Here is a 26,511-nt window from a genome sequence, read left to right as displayed (position 1 = left end):
CCGCCTATCGCCACATGGTCGGCGCGTCGGACAGAGCCTGACGTCCGATCTGCTTGAGCTGGTCCGGAGACATGGCGCCCCTGTTCACGGCTTCCAGAATTTTCGAGGCCACGTGGGTACGGGTGCCGGTCTCGGTCCGGGAAACGCTTTCGCAGACCTCGTCCAACACCGCGCGCAAAAGCGCGGTCGTAGCAGGATCGAACATGGGAGACCCCATTGGAAAATTAGCTCACGACGTGAAAATCAAGTGCTGTAAAATCTCGCGAATTCTGACCTTCCAACCGACGCTTGGCAATAGGGAGAGCGCGGCTTGGCAGCATTCGGCCGCGACGATGCGCCGTCCGATCCGTCGCCTGCTTTCGTTGACCAGGCAGGTCGCTCTCGACCGCCGGGCGGCCTTGGACCGTAGAATTCCGGAAACCAAGTTTTGGCTCGCCTGTGCTTAGAAGGGGGCTATCGAGCACGAGCATTTCAGCAGCTACTCCTTTTCAGAAATGGATTTGCAAGTGGGCCGCGGCTCCATGTGGGCTGCGACCTTCTGACTCTGCTCCGACCTGCCTGGTCCGGCCACGGTTGCATCACTGCCGAGCTTGGTGGACAGGCTGAGTTCCTCCGCCAGTTCGCCTGGCGGTACCTCCCGACCCATGACCATCTTGTCGCGGAAGCCGGCGGGGCGCTCTGCGCACACGCGCGATCGACTGGTGGTGTCGGGGTAGATGCCCCTGGCGAGGCGCGAAGAGCGCGTCGGCCGCGCAGGCTGCGCTGTCAGCTCGCCGAGCGGCTGGGCCTCCGGCTGAACCGGGCCCTGTCGGGGGTACTCTCCGACAACGGCGCCGCGAACAGCAGCACCTCGAACAGTGCCCGGTTGGCCCGATATCTGGCTGTAGAGCGCTTGGCTTCGGACCCGTGCCTAAGCCTCCGGCCGTCGGCCGTGCACACGAACCACCACCATGTGCGGCCGCGCTTTCTGAGGTGGGTCTCGAAAACAGGGAATTGCATCGCACCGCCAACCCGTCAGGGGGACTACCCATTGCCTTGGTCTTACCGCTGCAGCCGCAGGTTCTGGTCCTAGGCGTCCAATTGCCCGCGGCGATCAGCGAATAGTGCTTCGTTGAAGGAAAAATGCTTTGAGGCCGAAAATATTGCGCGTAGCCTCCGACGCGTCGGAGCTCGGATTCCGCCGTAGAATGCGGGTGAGCGGAAGCAGGACGCCACCCGACCTTACCTGAAGCTTTTTGCCTCGATGACCTGGAATCCGGATGGAAGCCTCCGTTTCCGTCCGGGAACCAATTTCCGGCAGCATCCAAATGTCCGCACCGAGCAGGATCGCGCTCTTCGTCGATGGCGCCAATCTCCACGCCACCGCAAGGACCTTGGGATTCGAGATCGACTACAAGCGCCTGCTGAAGGCGTTCGAGGGCTGCGGCACGGCGGTTCGCGCCTACTACTACACGGCCGTCATCGAGGATCAGGAGTATTCGTCGATCCGCCCGCTCGTGGACTGGCTCGACTACAACGGCTACACCGTCGTCACCAAACCGACGAAGGAATTCGTCGACGCAGGTGGTCGCCGCAAGGTCAAGGGCAACATGGACATCGAGCTTGCGGTCCACGCGATGGAGCTCGCCGGACAGCTCGACCAGATGATCCTGTTTTCCGGTGACGGCGACTTCCGCTCGCTGGTAGAGGCCGTGCAGCGCCGCGGCGTCCGGGTAACGGTGGTCTCCACCATCGTCAGCCGCCCACCCATGATCGCGGACGAACTGCGCCGCCAGGCCGACGTGTTCAGCGACTTGGCCGAGCTGCGGTCCACGGTCGGCAGAGAACCCTCCGAGCGCGGCGCGGTCCGCCAGACTGGCGCTTCGACGAGCCGCAGCACCGGGCCGAGCGACGATTAGCCCGGTTACGCCACGATGTCGCATCCGCATTTTACGGCCATCCAGCGACGCAACACTCGCGGTCTTCGCTGGTCTGGACTTCTCGAGTTGACGCCCGGCGGCATCCGCGATGCCGCGGCCGGCTCGGCCCGGCCCGGCTCGAACCGAGCTCAAGGGGCTAGGCCAGGACCTTCGACCGGGCTCGCTCGTGTATCCGCACTGCGGAGGCTGCCTGATGCACAGGGCACGCGCTCTCGCTGAAGCCACCGTGGTCGCGCTCGCCGCCCGACCGCAGTCACCACTTCAGCAAACCGCCTAAGGATCGGGTCATACTGGTAGAGGCCCATGGTGCGAAGGCGATGCCCATGCCTGCCGTCTGTCCGGCACCGCTATCTCGCCCGCCGCAGGCGCGGTGCCGTGTCGAACATGAGATGTCCAAAGGAAAACCCCATCCCGGCCTGGTTTTGCCGGAGGCGTTCACTCAAGAATATGCATCGCCTTTGCGGCCTTTTGGTAGATGTTCCTAAGATCATCCAGCAAATGGAATGCATCTTCGAACTGCCTGAAATTGTAGGCGGGTTGCAGATGCCTAAGACGCGCCCATTCCGCGTGGGCTTTGTCCATTCGTCCTGCCGACGCGAGCGTCAAGACTGCGATCGCTCGCGCGTGGATGTGAGCGTTGGGTTGCTCGGCGCCACGAAGGGCAAAGACGGCGGCCTCCTCTGTTTTCCCCAGCCGCAGCAGACCGAAGGTCCGCGCGCCGAAGATCGCAAACAGCATCGGATCCAGCGGGCTCAGGAGAGCTGCGGTATCCGCCGCCTCCACGGCGCGCTCGGGATCGCCGATCTGACAATGTACCATTGCGAGGGAGTAGTGAGCCGAAGCATAGCTCGGGCTCAGACGCGTGGCCTGGTCCAGTGCGGTAATCGCACTTTCGTGGTCTCTTCGAAGCCACAGCGCTCGACCCATGGCCCAGTGCGCAGCCGGGTCGCTCGGATCCATTTCCAGTCCGTGTCCAGCCGTGCTGAGCGCCAAGGCGATCTCCTGCTCACGCTCGCGCGTTTTTAGCACGAATGCATTCTGGAAGTGCGTGAAGGACAAGCCGGCATAGCTTCGCGAGAACGTCGGGTCGAGGGCGATGGCTCTATGGAAGAACGTCTGCGCCTCGCCATTACTTTCGCTTGTAAACCGGTACATGTTGGCGACGCCACGATGGTACGCCTGCCATGCATCGAGCGAGGCAGGCGGCATGAGGAGCGCGCGGTTGCGTTCGATGATGTGAATCTCCGCGTCGAGACCGGCCACGATCTGCGACGCCAATGGGTTTGCCGCGCAGAAAGCCTCGCCGACATTGCAGGAAAATTCATTGGCCCAGAAGATCCGGCCGCTCGCGGGCTCGATGAGCTCGATCGATGCGAGATATCCCGATCCGTGGCGCTGCAGGCGGCCGCTCGCGACATATTGCGCGTTCACGCGCGCGGCGGCCACGGCCGGAGATTGTCCGCTCAATGAGGACGCCGTGCTCCACGCAATCGTGCTGACACTGCGCAGCTTGGCCATGCCGAAAATCACGTCGCTCGTCACGTTGCCGGCGTCTGCGATCTCATCGGGCGCCGCTCCGGCGAACGGCATCACAAGGAGTATCGGTCTGCGCGTGCGCACCGGTTCCTGATGGCCCGTCGCATCGACGTTGGAGTTTTGACTCAGCGCCTTGGCAGGCTTGGCACGCTGTTGTTGCGCTGTCGCAAAGGCCGACCTGAGCGATGTCGGGTCAATACCTTCACTCTTGAAGCGCTTGACGGACGCGTCGACCTGCAGTCTGGCTTCGGCATGGAGCGCACTGTTCGTGAGCGCGCGAACAAGCGCCACGTGAGCTGCTTCATCGAACGGCGCGACTTCGATGAGTTCCCGCAGCACTTCAATGCGATCCTCGGGCGGCAATAGAACGCTCAGGCGCTCCAGCAGTTGCTGGCGCAATTGACCGAAGCGGTGGCGCTGGCCTGCAAGCCAGTTTTCGAACGACGGAGCCCTTTCGACTGAGAGGCCTTCAAGAAAGTCGCCACGGAACAGAGCCAGGAGAGATCGAAGATCACTCGACGACCCACTGCTCAACGCGGATCGGGTTTGTCCCGCAACTTTGAGGGCATCGACTTCGAGCGCATCCCCTTCGATCCGAACCTGCTTCCGGTCGGCGATCAGTCGCATCGCTGCCGGACCGTCGACCAATGGCCGTAGCTTGGAAAGGCACCAGCGTAACTCGCCTCGCGGATCGTCGGCGACATCCCAAAGTAGCTCGCACAGCTTTTCGCGGGATACAGGCCGTCCCGCCATCGCGAGATAGGCGAGGAGGGCGCGGACCTTGCGCGAAGGTGGCTGGGGCAGCGAGCTTCCATCCCGGACGACCTGCAACGGTCCCAACAAAAGCACGCGGTCCGCCGACGGGCTCGCCATTTCCATGATCGCTCCAACGCTCGCTCCAACGATGGCGGCCTACAGCAGGAGGTCTTGAACATCGTGTGACGACCCGAACGTTAGCATGGTTCGTGTTTGACGCGGAAGAGAAACGTCCAGCCTAATCAGTTATTTAGCGGCGATTTGATGAAGCCGTCCGATATCGGGAGAAGCAATCATGACCTCCGCGGCGTTCCCTTACAAAAAACAGCGGTGCAAGATTCTCGGTCGTGAGATGGCGTACGTGGAGGTGGGCGAGGGGGACCCCATCGTCCTGCTGCACGGCAATCCAACCTCATCCTATCTATGGCGCAACGTGCTGCCACATCTGGAACCGCTCGGCCGCTGCATTGCGCCCGATCTGATCGGGATGGGCGACTCCGAGAAGCTGCCCGACAGCGGACCCGGCTCCTACCGCTTCGTGGAGCACCGCCGGTACCTCGGCGCCCTGATCGAGGCGCTAAATGTGCGCGAACGTGTGACCTTGGTTATCCACGACTGGGGTTCCACCCTCGGGTTCGATTGGGCCAACCATCACCGCGATGCCGTGAAGGGCATCGCCTATATGGAGGCGATGGTCGGGCGGCAGTATTGGGACCATTGGGACAAATTCGGAATGCGGCCGGTCCTGCAGGCGCTGCGGTCCGCAGCCGGCGAGCAGATGGTGCTGCAAGACAACTTCTTCATTGAGAAGGTCTTGCCGGGTGCCATCCTGCGCAAGCTCTCGGACGCGGAGATGGCGGAATATCGCCGGCCGTTCACCGAGCCCGGTGAGGGCCGGCGGCCGACGCTGACGTTCCCTCGGGAAATCCCCATCGAAGGCGATCCTGCCGACGTGACGGCCGCCGTGGACGCCTACGCGGAATGGCTGAAGAGCAGCAACGTTCCGAAGCTGTTCCTGAAGGCCGAACCTGGCGGAATCCTCGCCGAGGGCAAGGTTCTCGAACAGGCCCGAAGCTTTCCGGCGCAGACCGAAGTCACGGTAAAGGGAATCCATTTCGTGCAGGAGGATTCGCCGGACGAGATCGGCAGTGCCATCGCAGCCTGGATGAAAACGCTGCGTTGACCGACAGATCGACGGCCGACCTTCATAGAGAGCCGACGGCGCTGATGGCGAGCGAAGCGACAGTTACGCCCGACAGGATGAACGCCTTCTCCGATGGGGTGTTCGCGGTGATCATCACGATCCTGGTCCTGGAGCTTCGCCCTCCTAAAGAGGCAAGCCTTGGCGCCCTGCTGGCGCTGTGGCCGACCGCGATCAGCTACGCCATCAGCTACCTCTTCATCGCCATCGTCTGGGTGAACCATCATCACCTCTTGCGGTTTCCCGACGTTGCGACGCACCGCCTGATCTGGGGAAATTTTGCGCATCTGTTCGCAGTGTCGTTGATGCCCTTCGCGACGGCGTGGATCGCAAGCACACGATTGGGTGCCGTTCCGGTCGCCTTCTATGCGGGCGACTTCTTTCTGGTCAACGCGACGTATCTGCTGCTGTGCATGGAGGCCGTGGACAGGTCGGTGCCGCACAAGGTTGAGTCGCATGCCCGCTTGATGATGCGCATCCGTTCTCTTGCGACACTGGCGATCTTTGCCGCTGCGGGAATCGTCGCATTTCGATACCCGATCGGCGGCATGGCGATGATCTGCCTCTGCCTCGCCGTTTACCTGAGCCCGGGGGCACCGGGCGCCGCACGCCGACTCAAGTCGTCCCGCGTCATCTGAAGAGGATTGTTGCCATGGTGGAATCGAAGACTGCTCCGACGTTCGTACTCGTTCACGGAGCCTGGGCGGACGGATCGAGCTGGCGGAAGGTGATCGAAGCGCTCGAGGCCCGTGGCGCAAAGGCTGTCGCCGCCCCTCTTCCGCTCACAAGCGTTTCGGACGACATTCGCGCGCTAGATCGCCGCCTGGCAAGGGTCCAGGGGCCCATCGTGCTCGTCGCCCACGCCTATGCTGGCGCCGTGATCGCGGGATCGAAGAACGAGCGCGTCAAGGGCCTGGTCTTCGTTGCGGCATTGGCACCTGACCAAGGTGAGACCGTCGGCGAAGTGTTCGGCCGGGGCAAACCGCATCCAAATGCTCCGCAACTGGGACCTGATGGCGACGGCTTCATCTGGTTGCCGGAGAGCGCGTTTGCGAGCGCCTTCGCCCAGAACGCCGGCCCGACGGAGAATGCGCTGTTCGCGGCCGTGCAGCGACCGATCCATGGGGCCTGCCTACAGGAGAAGGCCGCGAAGCCGCTCTGGAAGACCCTTCCGTCCTGGTACCTGCTGGCGGAGCAGGATCGCATGATCGATCCTGAAACTCAGGAATTCATGGCGCAGCGGATGAAAGCGAGGATTCGGCGGCTGGACTGCGATCATACGCCGATCGCGACAGCACCAGAGCGGGTGATCGAATTGCTGTTCGAGGTCCTGCAATCCGTGTCGGCTTGATTTGACCGATCGAGCGAGAACAGGAGCAATCCGATGAGTTCAATCAGATACCGTTCCGTTGAAGTCGACGGCCTCAAGGTGTTTTATCGCGAAGCGCCGAAAGTCGGAGCGCCGAAGCTTCTTCTTCTGCACGGCTTCCCCACCTCGAGCCACATGTTCCGTGACCTGATGCCGCTGCTTGCAGACGGACTCCATCTGGTCGCGCCCGATCTTCCCGGCTTCGGCCTGACCGACCTGCCGCCGCGGGAACGCTTCTCTTACACATTCGACAAAATCGCGCGCGTGATCGATCGCTTCACCGAGGTCATCGGGTTCGATCGCTTTGCGCTCTACGTTTTCGACTACGGTGCACCGACAGGTTTTCGAATGGCCATTCGCCATCCCGAACGCATCACAGCGGATTATATCGCAGAACGGGAACGCCTACGAAGAGGGTCTCGGCGAGGGTTGGACCCCGATCCGCGCCTATTGGGAAGAGGCCTCGGAAGCGAACCGAAAGGCGCTGCGCTCTTTCCTCAGGCCCGAAACGACAAGCTGGCAGTACACGCATGGCATAGCCGACCCGACGAGCGTGTCGCCGGACGGTCAGAACCTCGACTACTACTATCTGGCGCGTCCGGGTGCAGACGACATCCAGCTCGACCTGTTCGGCGACTACAAGAGCAACGTCGAGCTCTATCCCTCTTTCCAAAGCTACTTCCGCACGCACAAACCGCCGTTCCTGGCGGTGTGGGGCAAGAACGATCCGTTCTTCCTTCCGCCGGGAGCCGAAGCCTTCAAGCGCGATATCCCGGAGGCAAAGGTCCACTTCTTCGATACCGGTCATTTCGCACTGGAGACGCATTGCACCGAGATCGCGAACACCATCAGCGACTTCCTGGGCGAGTGCGTGCCAAGTCACCACAAGTAAGGATATCTCGAATGTCGAAGTCTGTCGGCATCGTGACGGGTGCCAGCCAAGGCATCGGTCGCGCGACCGCGATACGCCTTGCTCGTGATTTTTCGGAGCTCGTGCTCGTCGCTCGGAATCGCGCCAATCTGGACGAGACCGCGGAGGCGGTGAAGGCTGCCGGCGCAAAACCGCTGGTCGTTGACGCCGATCTAGCGGCTCCAGCAGTGGCGCAGGCTATCGTCGATCAGGCGCTCGCGACTTTCGGCCGGGTCGATGCCCTGCTCAACATTGCAGGCGCGGTCCCGCAGACCGACCTGTTCGAGATGACGGATGCTCAATGGGAAGGCGGCCTTGCGCTGAAACTCCATGGCGCACGCCGCCTCACGATCGCCGCTTGGCCGGCGTTAAAGGCAGCGCAGGGGTCCGTCGTGCTGATGTCCGGCAACTCCGCCCTCTTTCCAAAAGCGGCTTACGCGGGAGTCGGTACCATCAACGCCGCCATCGTCGCGCTGGCAAAGGCATTCTCCGACCGCGGCATCGCGGACGGCGTGCAGGTCAACAGCGTGCTGCCGGGACCGGTGATGACGGAACGCCGCCGCTCCTATCTTCAGCATTGGGCTCCGCTGCACGACATGACCGTCGAGCTGGCAACGGCAGACTTCCCGAAGGAAGCCGGTATCGCTCGCTATGGCGAGCCTGAGGAGATAGCCGAGTTGATGGCATTCCTTGTGTCGCCCGGCGCCCGTTGGATGACCGGCGCGACGCTGCGCCTGGACGGCGGGGAAGTCAAATCGACCTGATTCCCTGGCGAGCCATTCGCTGGAACAGCTGCATCCCTTCTGGAGCCGAACGACCGTCCGCCAAGCCAGAGGGCGTGCCCGCTCCTGGCCCGCAGCGGCATCCCACCTGAAGCAGACGAGCATCGCTCAAAGCCGACGCCGCGACCGAAGAAGGCCGACGTCGTGCAGGTACTGCACGCCTGCCTTGATGGTCGAGGGGCGTCGTTGAATAGGTCGGTCCATCGCTCAATTCACCTCGAAGTCAACCGAGATGGACGGTCGGAGCGGTCCCGCCGAATCCTTGCGTCCGGGATTGGCTCAACCACCATCCGCCAGCGATTCGCTCCATCGTCTCGATTCGCAGCATGCCGAGCCAGCGAGGATCAAATGGCATTCACGTTGAACCGGGCGTTCCGGATTTTGCGCCAGCGCGCCATAACCGAGATGCAGGTCGGTCTGCCGGAGATCGAGATTACCGCGGACCGCCCCGACAAATGGGCCGTCTACAGTTACAAAAAAGAACTTCTGCTTTTTGCGTCGATACCGACCGCAACGTCGGCGGCGGCCGAGAGGGCTTCGAGCAGAAGCTGAGCTTGTTGCAGCCGAAGAAACGCAAGAGCCCGGATGAATTCGGGCCACCGCATCCGAGTCGACCCGCCGACGAGAAGCCGACAGGGGCTTTCGGCGGTTTTCTGGCACTCGCGGCATCGGGGGAGGGAGTCCCACTCTCTCCGCCGAGGACTCGCGCAAGCGCCTGAAACGCCGCGTTTACCTTCAAAGTAAGGCTTTCCGAAAAGACCCGGTGGTACACAGGAGTGGTCACCGTGAGGCTTGTCGTGATCGGCCCTTGGAAGAATCCGCGCTCGAACGTCTATTGGTTCAGACGCCGCATTCCGGCGAAGTACCGCATGTTCGGAATGCCCGCCGAGATCTCATTAGCCAGGGGCCGAGGCCGCATCGTAGCCCGTTACCGCGTCGGAGAGTGTGAATTGGTCTCACATTCGGCGCCTCGCGGATTTTTGCCGACGCGATGTCGAGCTGACTCCGCCGCAGCAGCAGGACGTCCGCTCGGGCGGACGAGACGTTCGCCAACCGCTCTCACGGGATTGATGCGTCGTCCCAAAAGAGCCGTTGAAACGCCTATTTGGCGCGGGAAACGCGGCGGCATCACAGAGTCTCGATAAACCAAGGCCAAGGTCCGCGCCGGCGACCGCGCCCAGTCTGCGAACGGCCGAAGGTTTTGGCCGTTCCATCGCGCGCCTTGCGTCGAGCGCACCTCTGGCTGGCGATCGCAAGGCGGAGGAGGCCTTGGGTCGAGCGAGGCAGGCGCATCAAGAGAGGGCGGCCGCCCTCGGGGCCGAGCACCACCTCTGGCACGGCGGCCCACGGACGAGCAGGCACTCCAGGTGCGGCGGGCGAGGGATGTCTGGGAGTTTCCGCTCCTGCGAACGGTGCATTTCCGCGACCATCCGCGATCCGAGCGGAACGGCGATCCTCCATGCGACTTGAATCCCCGAATCTTCTTACCTCGGAGAACAATCATGAAAACGATCTTGGCCATCGCCTGCCTGTCCGCTCTCGCCTTGGCGTCACCGGCGGAAGCCAAAGGATGCATCAAGGGCGCCATCGTCGGTGGTGTTGCTGGACACATGGCCGGCCATGGCAAGCTGGGCGCCGCGGCGGGATGCGCGGTGGGCCATCACGAAGCGAACAAGCAGAACCCGAATAACTCGAACGCCCAGGCGCCGTCGGGCCAGAAGTAGCGCGCGGGCATCCGGGCTGCGCGATGAGGATCAGATCGCACTCTGAGAGCCACATGGTCGAGCTCGACGATGGTTCGCGCTGGCAGATCTTCCCCGGCGATCTCGATCTGACGCTGAACTGGAAGCCTGAGACTGAAATCGTCGTCATGCCGGCGCCGCCGGTGTCCCCCGTGGGACCGCTGCCGGAGGACAATACCACCGAGGCCGACCGCAACCGGTGCGAGATCAGTGTGGCGCTCAGATCCTGCCTGATCTCGGCGTCACCTCGATTCGGAATTTGACTTCGTCGGTACACAATTATAAGGGCGTGTACAGTTTCGGCATCGAGATCGTCTCCAGCGAACAGCTTGAGAGCTAATGGCGCAACCGTATGACCGGAATAACCTCTCTCTGTCACTGCGACTGGCTCACCGGTCGCACGGCCCCCGCTAATTTGAGTAAGCTAAGCCGGACGAGGGCGAGCCTGTTGGCGGCCCCGTGACCCGGACGTACGCATCAATGTATGCGTTATCCAGCAGTGCGCTGAACCGCCACGGGACTCGATTCGCTAGGAATGTTTGAACTCTTGTTGGTCGCTTTCACGCGGAACTTCAGTGGCCTAGCTGTCATAGTCGAACCGGAGGTTCTTCATGCACCGGCTCGAACGGCAACTTGAGTTCGGGTGCGACCATTGCGAATAATCTACGCTCATCAATGAGCCGCAAAGCCGCGAAACCATTCGAAAAACACAACACGAACTTCGGTCGCAGTCCACTTCTACTTGGTGAGAAGAGGCCGGCGCCAAAATTGGGCCTCCTTACAGCTCCTTGCGCATCGCTGAGTCCCGCTCACTCTTTTGGGGGGCGTCACGGTCAGATAGGTGTGAGCCGGGCTAGATCGTGGATCCCGAGCGCCTGTTCCAGCGTCGCTACCTGCGCCACATACTTTTCGAATCCATCCTCACCGAATTTGCGCCGCTCGTCGCGTTCGAAATCCTCCGCCATGGCATCGAACTCGTGCGCGGAGAGGATACCGCGCAGCTTCGGAAACAATTCGGTGTCCTCCCGCGCCTCGTGGGGTCGGTACATGGAAATGAAGCTCTGCACGCTGGCTATCAGTCGGTCCCTGTTTTCGCCAGCCGCCCGGCTTGCCGGCACCAGGTCGAGAATTGTGTCGGTGAGACGGCGGCCCGCCTGATGCTGCTGATAGAGCACATTGACGAGCTCGTTCATCTGCCCGGCTTTGCGAAAGCGCGGAAACACCTGTTGTTCCTCGTTGCGCTCGTGATAGTCCTCGACAAATTCGTGAACGATGGCTGCCGCACGTGCCAGGATGCCAACATCGAAATCATCGCCACGAGCAAAGTGTTGCAACGTGGCCTCGTACACCAGCAACACGCGATTGAGTACGCCGTGCTCCCGCATCAGGTCTTCGGGCGGCGTGACCGCCTTCACCTGATGCGCTTCCTCGGCATGGGCGCGATCCAGTTGTTGGCAAGCGTTGGCGATCAATAATCCCGGTGCGGCGCGAACGAGCTTTCGACGATCGAAGATCGGCTTCATCTGTCGGGCTTCCTATTAGAGGAGCGGCGCCGTGCCTTGAGGGCATAATCGCGGTAGTCACCATCCAACCCGGCTTGGCATAGTGTAGTTCCTGGATTATCGGCGGCACCAGGAACCGGCTGTGCTCTTACGTGTTGTTGCCCGGATCGGAACGCGAGCAGCGCCCGTGCCCAAGTCATTGTGCCTTACCCGTCGCTTTCTCACGCTATTGTCTGCCGCAGCCGTGTTCGGCCCGGGCCCCGCGTTCGCCGCTGGCGATTCGGTCAAAGGTGCAGCAATCTTCGAGCGCGAGTGCGCGCTCTGTCACACCATTGGCAGGGGCGAACGAAATCGTTTCGGACCCAATCTGTTCGGCATCACGGAGCGCAAGGCCGCCACCGCGCCTGGATACGAGTATTCGCCGGAATTTGTCACAGAGGCGACCTGGACTTGGAGTCCGGACGCTGTTGCCTCTTTCGTGGTTGCCCCCGGTCTGACGATTCCCGGCAACAAAATGTCAGTGTTCCAAGGCGTTCCGGATTCCGAGCTTGACGATCTCATCGCCTATTTGGCAGCCCAGAAGTAGAGGCGCTTATGAAAGTGCAGGTTGGGTTGTTTGCAGCGGTCGTTTTCGTGCAACTATTCATGCCTCCGGCGTCCGTGTTGGCACAACCGATTCGCCAGGATGCACCGCCGGTCGACATCGGCGCGACCGACATCGGTGGCGTCGCCAGAAGCGCGAATGGACCGGAAGGCGGCGTTTGGGTTATCGCCGAGACCAGGGATCTCGGCACGCGCTTCGCCAAGATCGTCGTGACCGACGATGCGGGACGCTTCATCATTCCGGATCTTCCGGCGGCCCACTACCAGGTCTGGGTCCGCGGCTATGGTCTCGTCGACTCATCGAAGGTCAGCAGTGAGAGAGGCCAACGGCTGAAGCTGGACGCGGTGATCGCGCCCGATCGTGCTGCAGCAGCGCAATACTATCCCGCGATATATTGGTTCTCGCTGTTCAAGCCGCCGGGTGCGGAGAAATTTCCCGGCACGGGTGCCAATGGCAACGGCATTCCCCGTGAATTCAAGACCCGCGATCAATGGCTCGACGTCATCAAGACCAACGGTTGCGGCAATTGTCATCAGATCGGGAACTATGCCACACGCAGCGTCCCGCCGGAGTTCGATCATCTTGGCTCGAGTGTTGCGGCATGGGCGCGACGACTGCAATCCGGGCCCGGCGGGACAACCATGGTGCGCACGATGGGTCGGCTGTTGACGCCGGACGGTGGCCACCTCGCTGCGCTTGCGGACTGGAGCGATCGCATCAAGGCGGGCGAGGTTCCAAAAACTGCACCGTCGCGACCGATCGGCCTCGAGCGCAATCTCGTCGTCACGATACGCGACTGGCTCGATCCGAAGCACTACCTGCATGACCTCGTGGCAACGGACAAGCGGCAGCCGACGGTGAATGCGAACGGCCCACTTTATGGTGCGACCGAGCTCAGCAGCAATACGATGCCGGTGCTCGATCCCGTGCACGACGTCAAGACCGTCGTCGACGTGCCGGTCCGCGAACCCGAGAGCACTCCAAGCTCGGCATTGGCCAACCCCGTGTTTGCATCTTCACCCTACTTCGGACGCGAGCAAGTATGGGACAGCCAGGTCAATGCCCATTCGCCAGCGATGGACCGCGATGGCCGCATTTATTTCACGGCGCAAACGCGGCCGCCGGCGGAAGTGCCCGTCTATTGCGGTAAAGATTCGCCGCTTCGTTCAGCCCAGCTCTATCCGCTCACGGCGAGGCCGGAGGGATTCAGCCAGAACTCTCGGCAAGTGACGGTCTACGACCCTCACACCGGGAAGTTCACATTCATCGACACCTGTTTCGGCACCCAGCATCTGAACTTCGCCGAGGACGAAGCGAATACGCTTTGGTTCAGCAACAACACGCAAGGCAAGAACGCAGTCGTCGGATGGGTGAATACCAGGAGGTTTTGGTCGGATCGAGACGCGGCGGCCGCGCAGGGCTGGACGGCGCTCGTGGTCGACACCAACGGCAATGGCAGGCGCGACGAAGGCTACAACGAGCCCGGCCAGCCGGTTGATGCAAGCAAGGATACGCGCATTCCGCTCGGTCTCTACGGCATTTCGGCGAGTCTGCTGGATGGTTCGATCTGGGGCTCGAGCCTTCCGCATCCTGGCTACATCATTCGCGTCGATCCTGGGTCAAATCCGCCTGACACCGCATTATCCGAGGTCTACAGAGTGCCACTACCCGGCTATGGCATCCGCGGCATGGATGTTGATCGTGACGGCATCGTGTGGGTCCCGCTCGACAGCGGCCATATCGGCAGCTTCGATCGCCGCAAATGCAAAGGTCCGCTGAACGGTCCCGGAGCGGAGCAGGGTGACAGATGCCCCGAAGGCTGGAGCTTCTATCCGTTGCCGGGACCGCCGCTACAGGGCGATACGGCTGCGGCAGAGAACCCGTATTATCTTTGGGTCGATCAGCATGACATCCTCGGGTTAGGTGCCAATACCCCGATCGCAACGGGCAACCAGTCCGATTCACTGCATGCGCTGGTGAATGGCCGCTTCGTCGAGCTGCGCGTTCCTTATCCGATGGGGTTCTTCGCCAAGCAGATCGACGGGCGGATCGATGATCCCACCGCGGGCTGGAAGGGGCGCGGGTTGTGGGTGACGTCCGGCAACCGCACCCCGGTTCATATCGAGGGCATTGACGCGCTCCATCCAGGCGCGCCGGGAACGACCGATGCCACACGGTCGAGTCCCCTAGTGGTGCACTTCCAGCTTCGTCCGAACCCCCTTGCGCACTAATTGCTAACACGGCCGCAGTCACCGTGGGATGTGCCAACACACGCTCGTAGGGTGTCGAGGTGATAACGCTTGATCACTTTAGCTCCTCCGCGGCCCTTCTCGACGTCTGGAAGAAGTTGACGCAAAGCCGTGCCGCTTCATAGATGGAGAGCGCCTATCAAGCGCGTGGTCGCGACACCATCGAAACGGCCATAGCCCATGAGGCGGCGGACGACTGCACCATTCTTCTGCTCGACGAACGCTTGATCGTCCTTCTTCGTATAGGCGCGCGAGCGCGTGACTTCGAACTTCTGTTCGCGGCACCATGGCAGGACGATATCGTTTATGACGACGCTGTCGTTGTCGAGTCCACGCCGCGCCGCGCAAGAACCAGGGGAACAGGCTCAGTGCGCGGTTGATTGTTGATCGGCGTGGGGTCCCGACGCCGATCGGCGAGCCATTTACGACCAAGCTCGAAGCTGACGGACGCACGTGGGCGGAATTAACAAGGGTTCTTCCGCCGCATCACCGTCCTAGAGAAGCCAACGAATTGGCTGCGCCACGAGCGTAACGCTCAGAACCCACGGTTCTGGCGTGTGCAGAAGGCAACACTCCACAAGACCTTGCACTTCTGCGCGAAAGTTAATTTGCGCGATCAGAGCGATTCAGGCCAGCTCCGTGCGATAAAGTTGGCAACTGGGGATAATAATGACTGTCACGCGCGGGATCGCAGCCGTCGCCCCGTTCCTGATGACGATGAACTCTGAAGCGTATGCCGTTCATCATCAAAGTCCCGGCGAGCGGATTTCATGCTCAGAAGTCAGACACTACGTTGCGAAGTATTCGGCGGCGGTGGCGGAGATGTATGCCCGTAGTCACAGGGCCTCCACGGCGCAGATCGAGCGTGCTCGTCGTTGCCTGGCGTTGAACGAGGCGGCCGAAGCAGGGCAGCGCGTAAGCGCGCCGTCCATGTAGATGAAGCACATTCGCTGAAGGCTCGGACGAACTGGGCCCGTTCGCCAAACCTGCTCGAGAGGCTCGAAGATCGAGCACGGCCCCGCCCAGCCATTGACAAGGGCCGACCTTGCGCCGCAGAGCAAGTTTCGTAGCGTTGGCAGCTCAGACGGCTGATCTACCTCCCCAGGCGTGTGCCCATTCGGCGAGTTACCGTGAGCCCACGAAGAGAGATCGAATTCGAAGCGAGCCTTGCAAACCGAGCATGCCGCGTACATTCTATTACATCGATGCCTGCCTAATTCGCTCGCCGCTAAGCGGGAGATCGCGTATCCGTTTGCCAATTGCATGCGCCACGGCATTGGCCACCGCACCCGCCGCCGGGCCTTGGGCGGTTTCGCCGGCTCCAAGAAAAGGCTGCCCCGGCCGGTTGATCAGATGAACTTCAATGCTCTCGGGTACCTGTGCAAATCGCATGATCGGATAGGTCGCCCAGTCAATGCTGGTGATGCGGGTGTCGTCGAAGCTGACGCTCTCGTAAAGGGTCCAGCTCGTTGACTGCAGGATGGCGCCTTCGACTTGGTTTACCAGCCCGTCGGGATTGACGATCTGCCCGCTGTCGACCGCCGCAACTGCCCGAACCAGCTTGGCGCGTCCGCTATCCCGATCGACTTCGACCTCGGCGGCAATCGCGCAATAAGCCGCCAGGTTCTTGTAGCGAGCGAAGCCGAACCCGCGGCCCCGACCGGCTCTCTTTTGGAAAGCGCTCCAATTGAATTTCTCCGCTGCTTTTGCCACGGTGTCGCGAGCGCGTTGATCCTCGAGGTGTTTGAGTCGGAATTCAACGGAATCGGTGCCCACGGCTTCCGCAAGCTCGTCCATGAAGCTCTCGATTGAGAACACGTTCATGTAGGCGCCGAGCGCACGAAGCGCGGAGACCCGCAACGGCATCGCGGGAAGGAAGTGGTGCACGACGCGCGCGTTCGGGAATTTGTAAAGCGGTATCGCGTTGCGATCTCCGCCTCCCTCTGGCAACGGCAGCGGCTTTGGAGGCGGCGCCGGGACCCGGTCCGCCATATGCTGCGCCGCCAACAGCGCGCCTGCGCCTCCGGGCCGCATGGAGTGGGTGTTGCTCCAGACCTCGTGTTGCCAGTCTCTGATCGAGCCGTCGTCGCCCAAGGACGCGGCCAGATGGGTCACCATCGCCGGTCCGTAAGGCTCCCACGCATGCTCTTGTTCACGCATCCATTGAACGCGCACCGGCACGTTCGGGTAGGCACGTGCAATGAGCGCCGCGTCGCCTGCGGCATCGTCCGCCCCGTTGTGTCCGTAGCAGCCGGATCCTTCGGCATGGATGCAGCGGACGTTCTCCTTCGGAAGATGCAGCATCCCGGCGATGGCATCCCGGTCGGGGAACACGCCCTGGGTGTGGGTCCAGACGGTCACTTGGTCGCCGCTGGCTTCAGCTATCGCACAAGAAGGTCCGATTGAGCCATGCGAATGATATGGTTTGGTGTATTTGGCCTCGAGTTTTCGCCCACCGCTGCTGCTTTCAGGCTGACCTTGCCTGAGTATTTCGGAGTCCTGGGACGGAAGAGAGAGAATGGCATTCGGCAAGTCGGAGAGCCTCGGCAAGGCCGACTTCTCGTCCCAGCGCGCTGCCGCAGCGAGAAGTCGCATGGCTTTTACCGCCTGGTACTCACTGACAGCGATCACCGCGAGGAAATTGCCATCCCGCACGACCTTAAGCACGCCGGGCGCGTTTTCGACCGCCTCGGAGTCCACTGATACAAGCTGGGCCTCGTAGCTCGGCGGGCGGACGACACGCGCATGGACCATGCCCGGAGGACGCATATCCTGGACATAGGCGGGGGCGCCGGTGACCATTGCGGGAATATCCGCCCGACGGACGGGGGTGTTCATAACGCTGAAGCTGTTCGGGTGCTTCAACGGCGAACTCGGCTGCGCCCGGACATGCAAAATCTGCTCGGAGACCAGCTCGCCGTACGAGAGCTTTCGCCCATCCGGGGCCTGCACGAACCCGTCCTTGGCCTCGAGTTGGTCGGGCGGAAGCCCAAGCCGGCGGCCGGCTTCACCGACTAGGATGATCCGGCTCTGTGCTGCAGCATGCATGATGGCAGTGCCGCTGTCCTGCATCGAATGGCTGCCTGCGGTGAATCCTTCGTTCGGGGTGAGGGCGGTATCCGCCGTCTGTAGTTTGAGCGCCTGCAGGGGAACGCTCAGCTGCTCGGCGGCCACTTGCAAAAGTGAGGTCTTGATGCCCTGGCCAAGTTCGACTTTGCCCGTAAACACCGTAATCCCGCCATCGCCGTCGATGCGGATCCAGCTATCGAGCAGAGGTGCGTCCTTGAGGCTCCCAGGCAAAGGCGCAGGTGGGGACACGCGCGCTCCTGACTGCATGTCCTGCGCTGTATTGCCTTCCTGCCCGATCGCATGTGCCGCCCCGAAGCTGACGACCAGTGCCCCGGCGCCTGCAAGGACACGACGACGAGAAAGAATCACGCTGTTCATCACGGTCTCGCCCTCCCGGCCGCGCCCGCATCCGCCGTTTTAATCAGCGCGGCTGCCCGTTTGATCGCCCGCAAAATCCGCATGTGCGTGCCGCAACGACAAAGGTTCGGCTCCATCGCAGCTCGGATCTCGGCGTCCGTCGGACTGGAGTTTTTGACCAGCAGCGCCTGGGCTCGCATCATCATGCCGGCGATACAATATCCGCACTGAGCGGCCTGCTCCTCGATGAACGCTCGCTGCAAGGGCCCTGGAGCTTCCAGAGTGCCCAGCCCTTCGACCGTCGTCACGTTCTTGCCGGCGGCGAGCAGCAAGGGCGTCAAACACGAAAACACTGCTTTTCCATCGAGCATGACGGTGCATGCGCCGCATTGGCCGAGGCCACACCCGAATTTCGCCCCGCTCAGCGCGAGCTCATCCCGAAGAACGTAGAGCAGGGGGGTGTCAGGTTCTGTTTCGAGCTCGTGCTCGTGGCCATTGACGGTGAGCTTGATCATCGCACTTCCCGCTGGCTAATCACGCCCGACGCAGGGTCGGTGCCGGGTGCGGGGTAAATTCCGACCTTGAAGTTTCCAGCTCGCGCGTCGCGAATGTCCTGATCGACGTTGGTCCAAGTTGGACCATGGCCAAATCGCTGCCGGACGTACGTCACCAGCGCCCGCACCTGGTCGTCGGTCATCGCGTTGTTGAAGCCCGGCATGATCGGGCTGCGTTGACCATCTGAGGGAGGTAGACCCCACAGGATCACATTGACAAGATTACGGGCGGTTGGGCCGTTTGGCCCTGTGCTTCTCGCGAGATTGATTCCGCCATATGGCAGCGGCCGGCTGCTCTCGTGGCAGGGTGCGCAGGTTGTGACGTAGATGGCTGCGCCCTCGGATCTCTCGTTCGTGGCTCCGCTCGGCGCAGCGCTGTCGCTCGTTAACGTCGCGCCATTTCCGCTCGTCTGTTCGAGCACAGATCTTCCCCGTCGGGCGCGCTCTGGCGAGGGAGTGCCGACGACAGCGGCGATGTACGTGACGACGGCCAACAGGTCATCATCTTCCAAAGCGTTTAGATTGTCGACGACCGGTGCCATCGGGCCGCGTGCCATGCCGTGAGCCTCATGCCAGCCGTGACGCAGATATTGAAACAGGGCGTCCTTGTCCCATGGGACCGGGGAGGGTGAGTCGACGTTCAGCGCATAGGCTGTCCAGCCTTCGGCCTCACCGCCGTCATAGGCATCGTTGCCGCGTTCGGCTCCAAGAGTATTCCGCGGTGTGTGACAGCCACCGCAATGTGCAAGGCCCTCGACAAGGTAGGCGCCTCGATTCCATCTGCGATCATGTCGCTCATCCGGCTGAAAGACACCCTTGCGGAAGAAGAGGAGCTTCCAACCGGCCAGAAGAATTCGCTGGTCAAAAGGAAACCGGAGCTCGTTGGCGCGTGGCGTCGCGTGCGCCGGCTGGCGGGTCATGAAGTAAGCATAAAGCGCCCTGATATCCTCGTCGGTGACGTGGGTGAAGTGGTCGTAGGGGAAGGCGGGATACAGGTGCCGACCCAGGCGATCCACTCCATCGCGCATCGCCCTCTCAAACGCTGCTTCCGACCAAAGGCCGATGCCCGTCTCAGGGTCAGGTGTGATGTTGGTCGTATAGATGGACCCGAATTGGGTCGGGATGCGCAGTCCGCCGGCGAAACTCGGACCACCCGTTCTGGTATGGCAGCTGTTGCAATTCCCGACCGCCGCAAGCCCTGCGCCTCGCCGGACAAGCTCCGGGTCGAAGCGGGATGGCTGTGCTGGCGCAACTTCCGGAATCTCGGAGCGCCAAGCGTACACGCTGAAGCCGCCGGCCGAGAGCGCTCCAAGCACAACGACCAAACCCATAAGGTTACGTAAAATCATCCACACGCTCGTCGAGCCTGAGCCGACAACGTCGCGCGAAGTAGCGGGTTCCTCTCTGGCTCCCAAGGCGCGGTTCCTTCTCGAACACGCCCTAGCCGCCAGGCGCGTTCCCTCACAGCGACGCACTGTGCCCGGGCTGACGGTTAACCGGGGAGCAGTGTTCTACACCGCTCGACAGACAGGGAGCATCCCATCGTAGCTCGTTTATGCTCACATCCTGCACTTCCAAAGACGCGCCGGAGAAAAGAGGCCGGCAGCTGAGGCCACGTGAGGTTCAATGTGGAAAGCGGGGACGAGGTGCAGGCCCGCGGAACCGGTTAGCATTTGATAACGCCATTTTTGCCGGCTCGAGAGTTCAATCTGCGGGTGAGGTGCATTGACGCGCAGCTATCATCGAACTGACTTCTTCCAACGAGCAGTCCAATGAGGAAGCTTGACGACCGGACACTAGCGAACATGGATGTGGTCCTCGGCGATGTCTGCCGGCACCTCCCGAACCATGGCGGCGATCACGAAAGCCGTAAATTCGTAGCAGAGCGGCTGGTTCGCGCGGCACGGCGGGGCCAGCATACGCTCACTGCCCTGGAGATCGTGGCCCGACAAGCCCTTCGCAAGCTGTCGCGCAGAAAAGTAGCTTGAACCGCTTTCGCGGGAGTGTGGCGCCCAAGTCACCAAGCGGATCGGGCCTCGGGCTAAAGTCGCTCGAGATGAGGGCTTCCATGTACGACGTCTACGTGAACGACCGTAACGACCTACTCGTCGTTCCCCGGGATCGTTCCATCCCACTTGATTTGAACGGAAGCTGGCGCAAGAAGCGCGCCGTCCGCTCGGTCAGCGCTCGGATCCGCAAAGATGTGTGTGAGCAAGGATATCACCGACGGGACCTCACCGCTCGACCGCGTCTGGGGAATTCTTCTGCAGGAAAGCCTTATTAGTATGACTGGATCGAGTTCTCTCGAGCAATGGCGCCGGGTAGGACGGCTTTCCTTGCAATCCGTGGACCTGGTCGCGTAGGCCAAGAAGCAGCAGGCGCTCGATGCGCATCAAACCAGACGCCTATACCGATAACGCAGAACTCAGGGCTTCAGCAGAAGCTTCTGCACGCGCCAGTTCAGGAGCTCGCCGACATAGAGCGTGTTCTGGGAAGGGCGCGCCATGGCATGGATCCAGCCGAACTGAACCGCGGGTTTAAATCGGCGTGGGGTCACGATGCCGATCGCCAAGCCAGGGTATTGTTCGCAAGCGGCGAGGGGGCAATCTTGATCACACATATTCCGTTCTTAGTCTTTTCGCGGCTCGTCAGAGCTCGATGCGGCGGCCTATTTCGACCAGCCGACTGATAGGAATCCTGAAACGATCGACGGCGTGGGCTGAGTTACGGGACATCAAAGCGAACAGAGCGACCCTCCATTTGGAAAGAAGCGGGCGTTTCGGGCGGCTCACGGCATCCACTCGTTCGACGTAGTAGGTGGGCCTCTCCCATGCGGGTAATCCCTCGTGCCTCGCCTGAGAGATCACGGTTGGGAGGTCGGGAATCTCGACAAAGCCGAAGTGAACGTTGACGTGCCAAATTCCCTCGCCGAGCTTGTCGCTTCTGATGCGATCGAGTTGCCTGATCCGCGGCACGGCTTCGAAGCTGACCGTCAGCGCGATCACGGTCTCAAACAGAGAGTGCGTCTGGGTCACATGATTGACGATGATCGGCGGCATGCCTTTCCCAAGCCGGGTGAAGAAAACCCCGGTCCCGGACACGCGCGCGATCTTTTCCTCTTCTAGCCGATGCAGGAACTCCGAGGGTGATTCCGCGTGCGCGGTATTCCGACGACGGATCGCGGTGACCCCGTAGTGCCAAGTGGTCATGATCAGGAAAACTAACAGCCCGAAGCTGAGTGGGATCCAGCCGCCTTCTGCGATCTTCAGCAGATTGGCCCCGAAGAAGGCAACGTCGACGAACAGCAAAGGCCCGGCGACGGCGAGGGATTTCAGAACGCTCCAGTGCCAGCGAACCGTCATGACCCGAACGAGCAGGAACGTGGTCAGCACCATGGTGGTTGAAACGGCCGTACCATAGGCCCCCGCAAGCCGGTCCGAACTGCCAAAGCTTGCCGTGAGCACGAGGGTCAGGGCTGCCATCGTCCAGTTGACGAATGGAACGTAAATCTGTCCGTACTGGTCGGCGGACGTTTGCGAAATCCAGAGGCCGGGAAACCATCCAAGCTGCATCGCCTGGCGCGTCATCGAGAAAGAGCCGGTAATGATCGCTTGGCTGGCGATGATGGTGGCCAGTGTGGCCAACACAACCAGCGGATAAAGCGCCCAGGGTGGTGCCAGGCTGAAAAACAGATTCGCCTGAAGGTCGGGCTGCGCGATCATATGCGCGACCTGGCCCGCGTAGTTCAGGATGAGGGCCGGCAGCACCAGACCGTACCAGGCGAGACGGATCGGAGTCCGTCCGACATGGCCCATGTCGGCATACAACGCCTCACCCCCGGTCACCGCCAGAAACACCCCTCCCAAGAGCGTAAAGCCGAGACCGGCATGCATGGTCAGCAGCTTGATCCCATGAATTGGATCGAGCGCGGCAAGAACCTGAGGATGGGCGGCGATATTGACCGCGCCAAGCAGGCCCATGGTGACGAACCACAGCAGCATTACCGGTCCGAACGCGCGCCCGACGGTGGCTGTCCCACGGCTTTGAGCCGCAAACAACGCCAGGAGGATGAGAACGGCGATCGGCATGGTGTAAGGCTTGAACACCTCAGTTGCGACATTGAGGCCTTCCACCGCGCTCAGGACCGAAATTGCCGGCGTGATGATGCCGTCGCCATACACCAGAGCGGCTCCAAACAGACCGGCGATGATCAGCCACCGGCCGCGCCCCGACCAGTGTGCGCCCGTCATTGCCATCAGCGCGAGAATGCCGCCTTCGCCATGATTGTCGGGCGCATTACAAACACGCTGTACTTGATTGAAATGGTGATGATGAGCGCCCACACGATCAGGGATAGGGTGCCAAGCGCCGCGTCCGCGGAGAAGTCGGAACCCAGCAGATGCACGATGGTCTGCATCGTATACAGCGGAGTGGTGCCGAGATCGCCATAGACGATGCCGAGGGCCAGCAGCAGGGTGGCCGGACTGGCGCTTTGCTCCCCGCGTTCCTGAGGAGCTCCCGCAAACCCCGTGTGGCCGGACAGCGCGGAAATCGTATGACTGGGCATGCTGCTTCTGCAAAATGAGCTCGATAAGGAAACCTAAGCAGATTTCGCCCTATGTTCTAGCCGCAGGCCTACGTCCTCACTGCCGTAATGAAATCCGTTTGCCGGTCCTGATATTGGTCGTGAACGCGTGCGGCTCGGGAATTTCCGCAATAGGCTCCAGGTAGTCGCCACCGGCGATTGAGTGCCGATAACGCCTTCTTCGCGCCGCGGTTTCTTCAGCAAAACTTCACGAAAGGCTAATTCGATCCTAAGGCAACTATACGAAGCTGTCCGAACTGGACGAGGGGCCGGCGATCATACGACGCGCCTCAACCTATCGGAAGTGGAGACGATCATGAACAATTCCATCCAGTCATCCAGCTCTTCGTCTGTTCAGTTGGAAGGCATCGCCGTTATAGGCCCGGACGGGGATCAGATCGGATCGATCGAGAGCGCCGCCATCGATCAAATGAGTGGTGCGATCTCTCTTGTGGTCATGAGCGTCGGAAAATTCGGATTTGTTGCAGGTCGTTATCTACTTCCCTGGAATCGGCTCGACTACGACCGTCAACTCGCGGCCTATCGGGTGAACCTCACGCGGAAGCAATTGAAGGCTTCCTCACTTCCCGAAGATCCTTTCGGTATGGGACTTTGAACGGAATGGGTTGCAATGTCAGCGGGCAAGTAATTCTCATAATCAGGCGCCGTTCGAATTTGCAAAAATGAATACAAGATATTGATTTGACAGCCATTTGTTGATTCGCATAACCTTCATTATGGAATATCCGAAGGCGAGTTTGCATCAAGATGGAACGTCTGTTCCTGGGATCGGGTATCGCAATAATCGTTGGTTGCGGGGGCTCACAACACCCGATTCTTGCGATTGGTCGAACAAGATATACCCAGGTTGGCATAGAGGAGGTATCCAAATCTCGCACCGCCCGCACTGTTGACGCTAATTCTGCAAATCGTCGTCGAGACGTTGGGCCGAGCAGGCTTGACCCTCCACTTGGTGGAGACGGTATTGTATCTCCAAGATCGAGTGGTCTGACAGCTGTAGGGTCGATGGGCTACGACTAGCGCACGCGGGCCGCCTGTACGCCCGTCGTAGCTTTAGGGCGCTTTTGGAAACCCGAACCTAAGCGGTCGATGGGCTACACGGCCTTAGGCGAGTGAAGGTGAGAGCCGGAGCGGCTTGTCTGGAAGACGCTGAGAGATACGAACCGAAATCTCGCTCCACCTCTCTGTATACGATCACTCTCGTAGAGTGTGGCGCGCAGACAAGATCGACGTTGGGTTGGGCGCTGCGGCGGTTGGCAGGGAGGGCCCGTGTCAGCGATCAGTGCAAGGCCGCCGCGCCCAGTAAGCGCCCAGAAAGGTAAGGGATGCGAATGCACAGACGAAGTCTGCTCAAAGGGATGGCGGCGATGATCGCCCTGCACCCCGATTTGCTGTCTCGGGCTGCAGCCAACGCCGCCGCGGCCTCCGGCTTCAGCCGCGTCAGGCCCGGCGACCCCGCCTGGCCGAGCGCCGAAAGCTGGGCCAAGTTGAAGGAGGCGGTTGGCGGCAATCTGATCGCGGTCGAGCCACCATTCGGCGCTTGCGCCGCCGACCCCCAAGGCGCCGCCTGCACGCACGCGCTCGCCGATATTCACAATCCGTTCTATATCGGCGACCAGCCCGGCGGCACCCAAGTCTCCGGCTGGCTCGACGCCTGGACGCCGGCGCCGAGCACCTATGCGGTGAAGGCGCGATCCAGCGCCGACGTCGCGGCGGCGGTGAACTTCGCCCGCGACAATCGTCTGCGCCTGGTCGTGAAGGGCGCCGGCCACTCCTATCAAGGGACGTCGAACGCGCCGGATTCGCTGCTGATCTGGACGCGCGCGATGAACCAGGTGACGCTGCACGACGCCTTCACGCCGCAGGCTTGCGAAGGCAAAATCGCGCCGTCTCCCGCGGTCACCGCCGGAGCCGGCGCCGTCTGGATCGATCTCTATCACGCCGTGACCAGCGAGGCCGGCCGCTACGTGCAAGGCGGCGGCTGCACGGATGTCGGCGTCGCCGGGCTGATCCAGAGCGGCGGTTTCGGCAGCTTCTCGAAAGGGTTCGGCGCGGCCGCCGGAGGCTTGCTGGAGGCGGAGGTCGTCACCGCGGACGGGGCGGTCCGCATCGCAAACCCTTGCGTCAATCCGGACCTGTTCTGGGCGCTGAAGGGCGGCGGCGGCGGAAGTTGGGGCGTGGTGACTCGGCTCACGTTGCGCACGCACGAGCTGCCAGCCTTCTTCGGCGGCGCACGGGGAACAATCCAGGCGCGATCGGACAAGGCGTTTCGGCGCCTGATCGAGCGCTTTGTCGGGTCGTATGCAGAAAACCTTTTCAATCCGCACTGGGGCGAAACGGTCAGCTTCGCGCCCGACAATGCGATCACTATCAGCATGGTCTGCCAGGGTCTCGACAAGGACCAAGCGGAAGCGGCGTGGCGGCCCTTCTTCGACTGGGCGAACGCGTCGCCGCTGGAGTTTTCCTTCAAATCGCCGTCCGGGACCGGAGTACTTCCGGCGCGGCGCTTTTGGGATAACGGGGTCCTTCCCTTCTTTGTCCCAGACCCGCGCCCCGGCGCGCCCAAATTTCACGGCTGGTGGCGCGGCGATCAGGAGCAGGTCGGCGCGTTCTTCCACGGATACGAGTCGGTCTGGCTGCCGGCGTCCTTGCTGCAAGAGCCCGGCCGCCTCGCCGACGCGCTGTTCGCCGCCAGCCGTCCCAAGAAAGTGGCTCTGCATTTCAACAAGGGATTGGCCGGCGGCCCGGACGAGGCGATCGCCGCCGCCAAGGACACCGCCACCAACCCGGCGGCGACGACGGCCTTTGCGCTGGCCATCATCGCCGACGGCGAGGGCGCTCGCTATCCCGGGCTCGCGCAACCGCCGATCGACGAGGTCGCGGCGCGAAAAGACGCGCGTGCGATCGATCTCGCCGCCGCCGAGTTGCTTCGAATCGCGCCAGACGCAGGATCCTATGTGTCCGAAAGCAATTACTTCAATCCGCGGTGGCAGACTGCGTACTGGGGTGACAACTACGCGCGGCTTCGCGCCGTCAAAGCCAAATACGATCCCGACGGGCTGTTCTTCGTGCACAATGGCGTCGGCAGCGAGGAGTGGAGCGCCGATGGCTTTACTCGGCTTTGAAAGCACGCCGGCATGAATAGATTAATCTGGCCAACATGCGCCGAGCTTTGCCCTCCCCAGTCCTCTTCCGGAAGCGGGCCCTGGGACGGGGAGATGTCGGCGCGCCTACGCAACCGTGGCCTGGTGAGGGAGCACGGGCAGCGACGGAGATCGACGAATGAACGATCACGCGACTGAGCCACGCGCTCTGCGAGGCAAGGCGCTCGTACTGGGTGGAGGTGGCCCGGTCG

Annotated in this window: 25 protein-coding genes and 2 pseudogenes; 18 read left to right on the top strand and 9 right to left on the bottom strand. The window is 61.7% G+C overall.

Annotated elements, in window-relative coordinates:
• Positions 1-4: 4 nt before the first annotated feature.
• Positions 5-205 (bottom strand): hypothetical protein, encoded by a 201-nt coding sequence (locus FXB40_RS11485; RefSeq protein WP_148772316.1) that lies wholly within the window; start codon positions 203-205, stop codon positions 5-7.
• 1,102 nt (positions 206-1,307) lie between these two features.
• Between FXB40_RS11485 and FXB40_RS11480 the strand changes: the two genes are divergently transcribed.
• The gene (locus tag FXB40_RS11480; protein WP_148772315.1) at positions 1,308-1,898 is read left to right on the top strand and encodes a LabA-like NYN domain-containing protein; all 591 of its coding nucleotides are present in this window, start codon (positions 1,308-1,310) and stop codon (positions 1,896-1,898) included.
• A 456-nt stretch (positions 1,899-2,354) separates the two neighbouring features.
• Here the strand turns inward: FXB40_RS11480 and FXB40_RS11475 are convergent, their stop codons facing one another.
• Positions 2,355-4,334, bottom strand: coding sequence for a tetratricopeptide repeat protein (locus FXB40_RS11475; protein WP_148772314.1), 1,980 nt, complete (start codon positions 4,332-4,334; stop codon positions 2,355-2,357).
• Positions 4,335-4,506: 172 nt separating this feature from the next.
• Between FXB40_RS11475 and FXB40_RS11470 the strand changes: the two genes are divergently transcribed.
• The 10 genes and pseudogenes from FXB40_RS11470 to FXB40_RS49075 all read left to right on the top strand — a co-directional run bounded on the left by FXB40_RS11470 (position 4,507) and on the right by FXB40_RS49075 (position 10,555).
• Positions 4,507-5,394: a haloalkane dehalogenase gene (locus FXB40_RS11470; protein WP_148772313.1), complete on the top strand. Its 888-nt coding sequence runs from the start codon at positions 4,507-4,509 to the stop codon at positions 5,392-5,394.
• Positions 5,391-6,050, top strand: coding sequence for a TMEM175 family protein (locus tag FXB40_RS11465; RefSeq protein WP_246207536.1), 660 nt, complete (start codon positions 5,391-5,393; stop codon positions 6,048-6,050). The genes FXB40_RS11470 and FXB40_RS11465 overlap by 4 nt, the downstream gene beginning before the upstream one ends.
• A gap of 14 nt (positions 6,051-6,064) precedes the next feature.
• Positions 6,065-6,763 (top strand): alpha/beta fold hydrolase, encoded by a 699-nt coding sequence (locus FXB40_RS11460; RefSeq protein WP_148772312.1) that lies wholly within the window; start codon positions 6,065-6,067, stop codon positions 6,761-6,763.
• A 33-nt stretch (positions 6,764-6,796) separates the two neighbouring features.
• Positions 6,797-7,384 (top strand): annotated as a pseudogene (locus FXB40_RS11455) (alpha/beta fold hydrolase); the annotation flags it as partial.
• A complete protein-coding gene (locus FXB40_RS50365) occupies positions 7,335-7,673 on the top strand; it encodes an alpha/beta fold hydrolase (RefSeq protein ID WP_430647090.1) in 339 nt (112 codons plus the stop codon). The pseudogene FXB40_RS11455 and the gene FXB40_RS50365, both read left to right, overlap by 50 nt.
• Before the next feature lie 11 nt (positions 7,674-7,684).
• A complete protein-coding gene (locus tag FXB40_RS11450) occupies positions 7,685-8,455 on the top strand; it encodes an SDR family oxidoreductase (RefSeq protein ID WP_148772311.1) in 771 nt (256 codons plus the stop codon).
• A gap of 366 nt (positions 8,456-8,821) precedes the next feature.
• Positions 8,822-9,025, top strand: a complete 204-nt coding sequence (locus tag FXB40_RS11445; RefSeq protein ID WP_148772310.1) for a hypothetical protein — start codon at positions 8,822-8,824, stop codon at positions 9,023-9,025.
• Positions 9,026-9,975: 950 nt separating this feature from the next.
• A complete protein-coding gene (locus FXB40_RS11440) occupies positions 9,976-10,197 on the top strand; it encodes a hypothetical protein (RefSeq protein WP_187436803.1) in 222 nt (73 codons plus the stop codon).
• A 23-nt stretch (positions 10,198-10,220) separates the two neighbouring features.
• The gene (locus FXB40_RS50120; protein WP_347339756.1) at positions 10,221-10,478 is read left to right on the top strand and encodes a hypothetical protein; all 258 of its coding nucleotides are present in this window, start codon (positions 10,221-10,223) and stop codon (positions 10,476-10,478) included.
• The gene (locus FXB40_RS49075) at positions 10,415-10,555 is read left to right on the top strand and encodes a hypothetical protein (protein WP_347339755.1); all 141 of its coding nucleotides are present in this window, start codon (positions 10,415-10,417) and stop codon (positions 10,553-10,555) included. The genes FXB40_RS50120 and FXB40_RS49075 overlap by 64 nt, the downstream gene beginning before the upstream one ends.
• A 493-nt stretch (positions 10,556-11,048) precedes the next feature.
• Here FXB40_RS49075 and FXB40_RS11430 read toward each other — a convergent pair whose 3' ends face one another.
• On the bottom strand, positions 11,049-11,738 hold the full coding sequence (locus FXB40_RS11430) for a hemerythrin domain-containing protein (RefSeq protein ID WP_148772309.1): 690 nt from the start codon (positions 11,736-11,738) through the stop codon (positions 11,049-11,051).
• A 166-nt stretch (positions 11,739-11,904) separates the two neighbouring features.
• On the opposite strand from FXB40_RS11430, the gene FXB40_RS11425 reads away from it, so the two are divergent.
• The 4 genes from FXB40_RS11425 to FXB40_RS11410 all read left to right on the top strand — a co-directional run bounded on the left by FXB40_RS11425 (position 11,905) and on the right by FXB40_RS11410 (position 15,506).
• Positions 11,905-12,303: a c-type cytochrome gene (locus FXB40_RS11425; protein WP_187436802.1), complete on the top strand. Its 399-nt coding sequence runs from the start codon at positions 11,905-11,907 to the stop codon at positions 12,301-12,303.
• A 77-nt stretch (positions 12,304-12,380) separates the two neighbouring features.
• Entirely contained in the window at positions 12,381-14,552 is a 2,172-nt protein-coding gene (locus tag FXB40_RS11420) for a carboxypeptidase-like regulatory domain-containing protein (protein WP_148772307.1), read from the top strand.
• Positions 14,553-14,695: 143 nt separating this feature from the next.
• Positions 14,696-14,950 carry a hypothetical protein gene (locus tag FXB40_RS11415; protein WP_148772306.1) on the top strand — a complete coding sequence of 85 codons (255 nt, stop codon included), beginning with the start codon at positions 14,696-14,698 and terminating at the stop codon, positions 14,948-14,950.
• 289 nt (positions 14,951-15,239) lie between these two features.
• A complete protein-coding gene (locus tag FXB40_RS11410; RefSeq protein ID WP_148772305.1) occupies positions 15,240-15,506 on the top strand; it encodes a hypothetical protein in 267 nt (88 codons plus the stop codon).
• 261 nt (positions 15,507-15,767) lie between these two features.
• On the opposite strand, the gene FXB40_RS11405 is transcribed toward FXB40_RS11410, so the two are convergent.
• The 3 genes from FXB40_RS11405 to FXB40_RS11395 are packed head-to-tail and all read right to left on the bottom strand — an operon-like array spanning position 15,768 to position 19,899.
• On the bottom strand, positions 15,768-18,017 hold the full coding sequence (locus FXB40_RS11405) for a xanthine dehydrogenase family protein molybdopterin-binding subunit (protein ID WP_187436801.1): 2,250 nt from the start codon (positions 18,015-18,017) through the stop codon (positions 15,768-15,770).
• Complete coding sequence (locus FXB40_RS11400) at positions 18,017-18,511, bottom strand: (2Fe-2S)-binding protein (protein ID WP_148772303.1); 495 nt, start codon at positions 18,509-18,511, stop codon at positions 18,017-18,019. Before FXB40_RS11400 ends, FXB40_RS11405 begins: the two co-directional genes overlap by 1 nt.
• Entirely contained in the window at positions 18,508-19,899 is a 1,392-nt protein-coding gene (locus FXB40_RS11395) for a c-type cytochrome (protein ID WP_148772302.1), read from the bottom strand. Before FXB40_RS11395 ends, FXB40_RS11400 begins: the two co-directional genes overlap by 4 nt.
• Before the next feature lie 423 nt (positions 19,900-20,322).
• Here FXB40_RS11395 and FXB40_RS11390 point away from each other — a divergent pair, with 423 nt between their 5' ends.
• On the top strand, positions 20,323-20,538 hold the full coding sequence (locus tag FXB40_RS11390) for a hypothetical protein (RefSeq protein ID WP_148772301.1): 216 nt from the start codon (positions 20,323-20,325) through the stop codon (positions 20,536-20,538).
• Between the two features lie 437 nt (positions 20,539-20,975).
• Here the strand turns inward: FXB40_RS11390 and FXB40_RS49865 are convergent, their stop codons facing one another.
• The 3 genes and pseudogenes from FXB40_RS49865 to FXB40_RS11380 form a co-directional block, all read right to left on the bottom strand.
• Positions 20,976-21,107, bottom strand: coding sequence for a hypothetical protein (locus tag FXB40_RS49865; RefSeq protein WP_283812894.1), 132 nt, complete (start codon positions 21,105-21,107; stop codon positions 20,976-20,978).
• 91 nt (positions 21,108-21,198) lie between these two features.
• Positions 21,199-21,609 (bottom strand): KUP/HAK/KT family potassium transporter, encoded by a 411-nt coding sequence (locus FXB40_RS50360; protein WP_430647088.1) that lies wholly within the window; start codon positions 21,607-21,609, stop codon positions 21,199-21,201.
• 189 nt (positions 21,610-21,798) lie between these two features.
• A pseudogene (locus tag FXB40_RS11380) lies at positions 21,799-22,967 on the bottom strand (KUP/HAK/KT family potassium transporter); the annotation flags it as partial.
• Positions 22,968-23,451: 484 nt separating this feature from the next.
• Between FXB40_RS11380 and FXB40_RS11375 the strand changes: the two are divergent.
• Positions 23,452-23,751 carry a PRC-barrel domain-containing protein gene (locus FXB40_RS11375; protein WP_148772299.1) on the top strand — a complete coding sequence of 100 codons (300 nt, stop codon included), beginning with the start codon at positions 23,452-23,454 and terminating at the stop codon, positions 23,749-23,751.
• 772 nt (positions 23,752-24,523) lie between these two features.
• Positions 24,524-26,281 (top strand): FAD-binding oxidoreductase, encoded by a 1,758-nt coding sequence (locus tag FXB40_RS11370; protein ID WP_210352154.1) that lies wholly within the window; start codon positions 24,524-24,526, stop codon positions 26,279-26,281.
• The last annotated feature ends 230 nt before the right edge of the window (positions 26,282-26,511 follow it).

It is taken from the genome of Bradyrhizobium rifense, assembly GCF_008123425.1.
Taxonomy (GTDB): Bacteria; Pseudomonadota; Alphaproteobacteria; order Rhizobiales; family Xanthobacteraceae; genus Bradyrhizobium; species Bradyrhizobium rifense.
The sequence above is the reverse complement of the archived record's forward strand: the minus strand, read 5'-3'. Positions and strand labels throughout refer to the sequence as shown.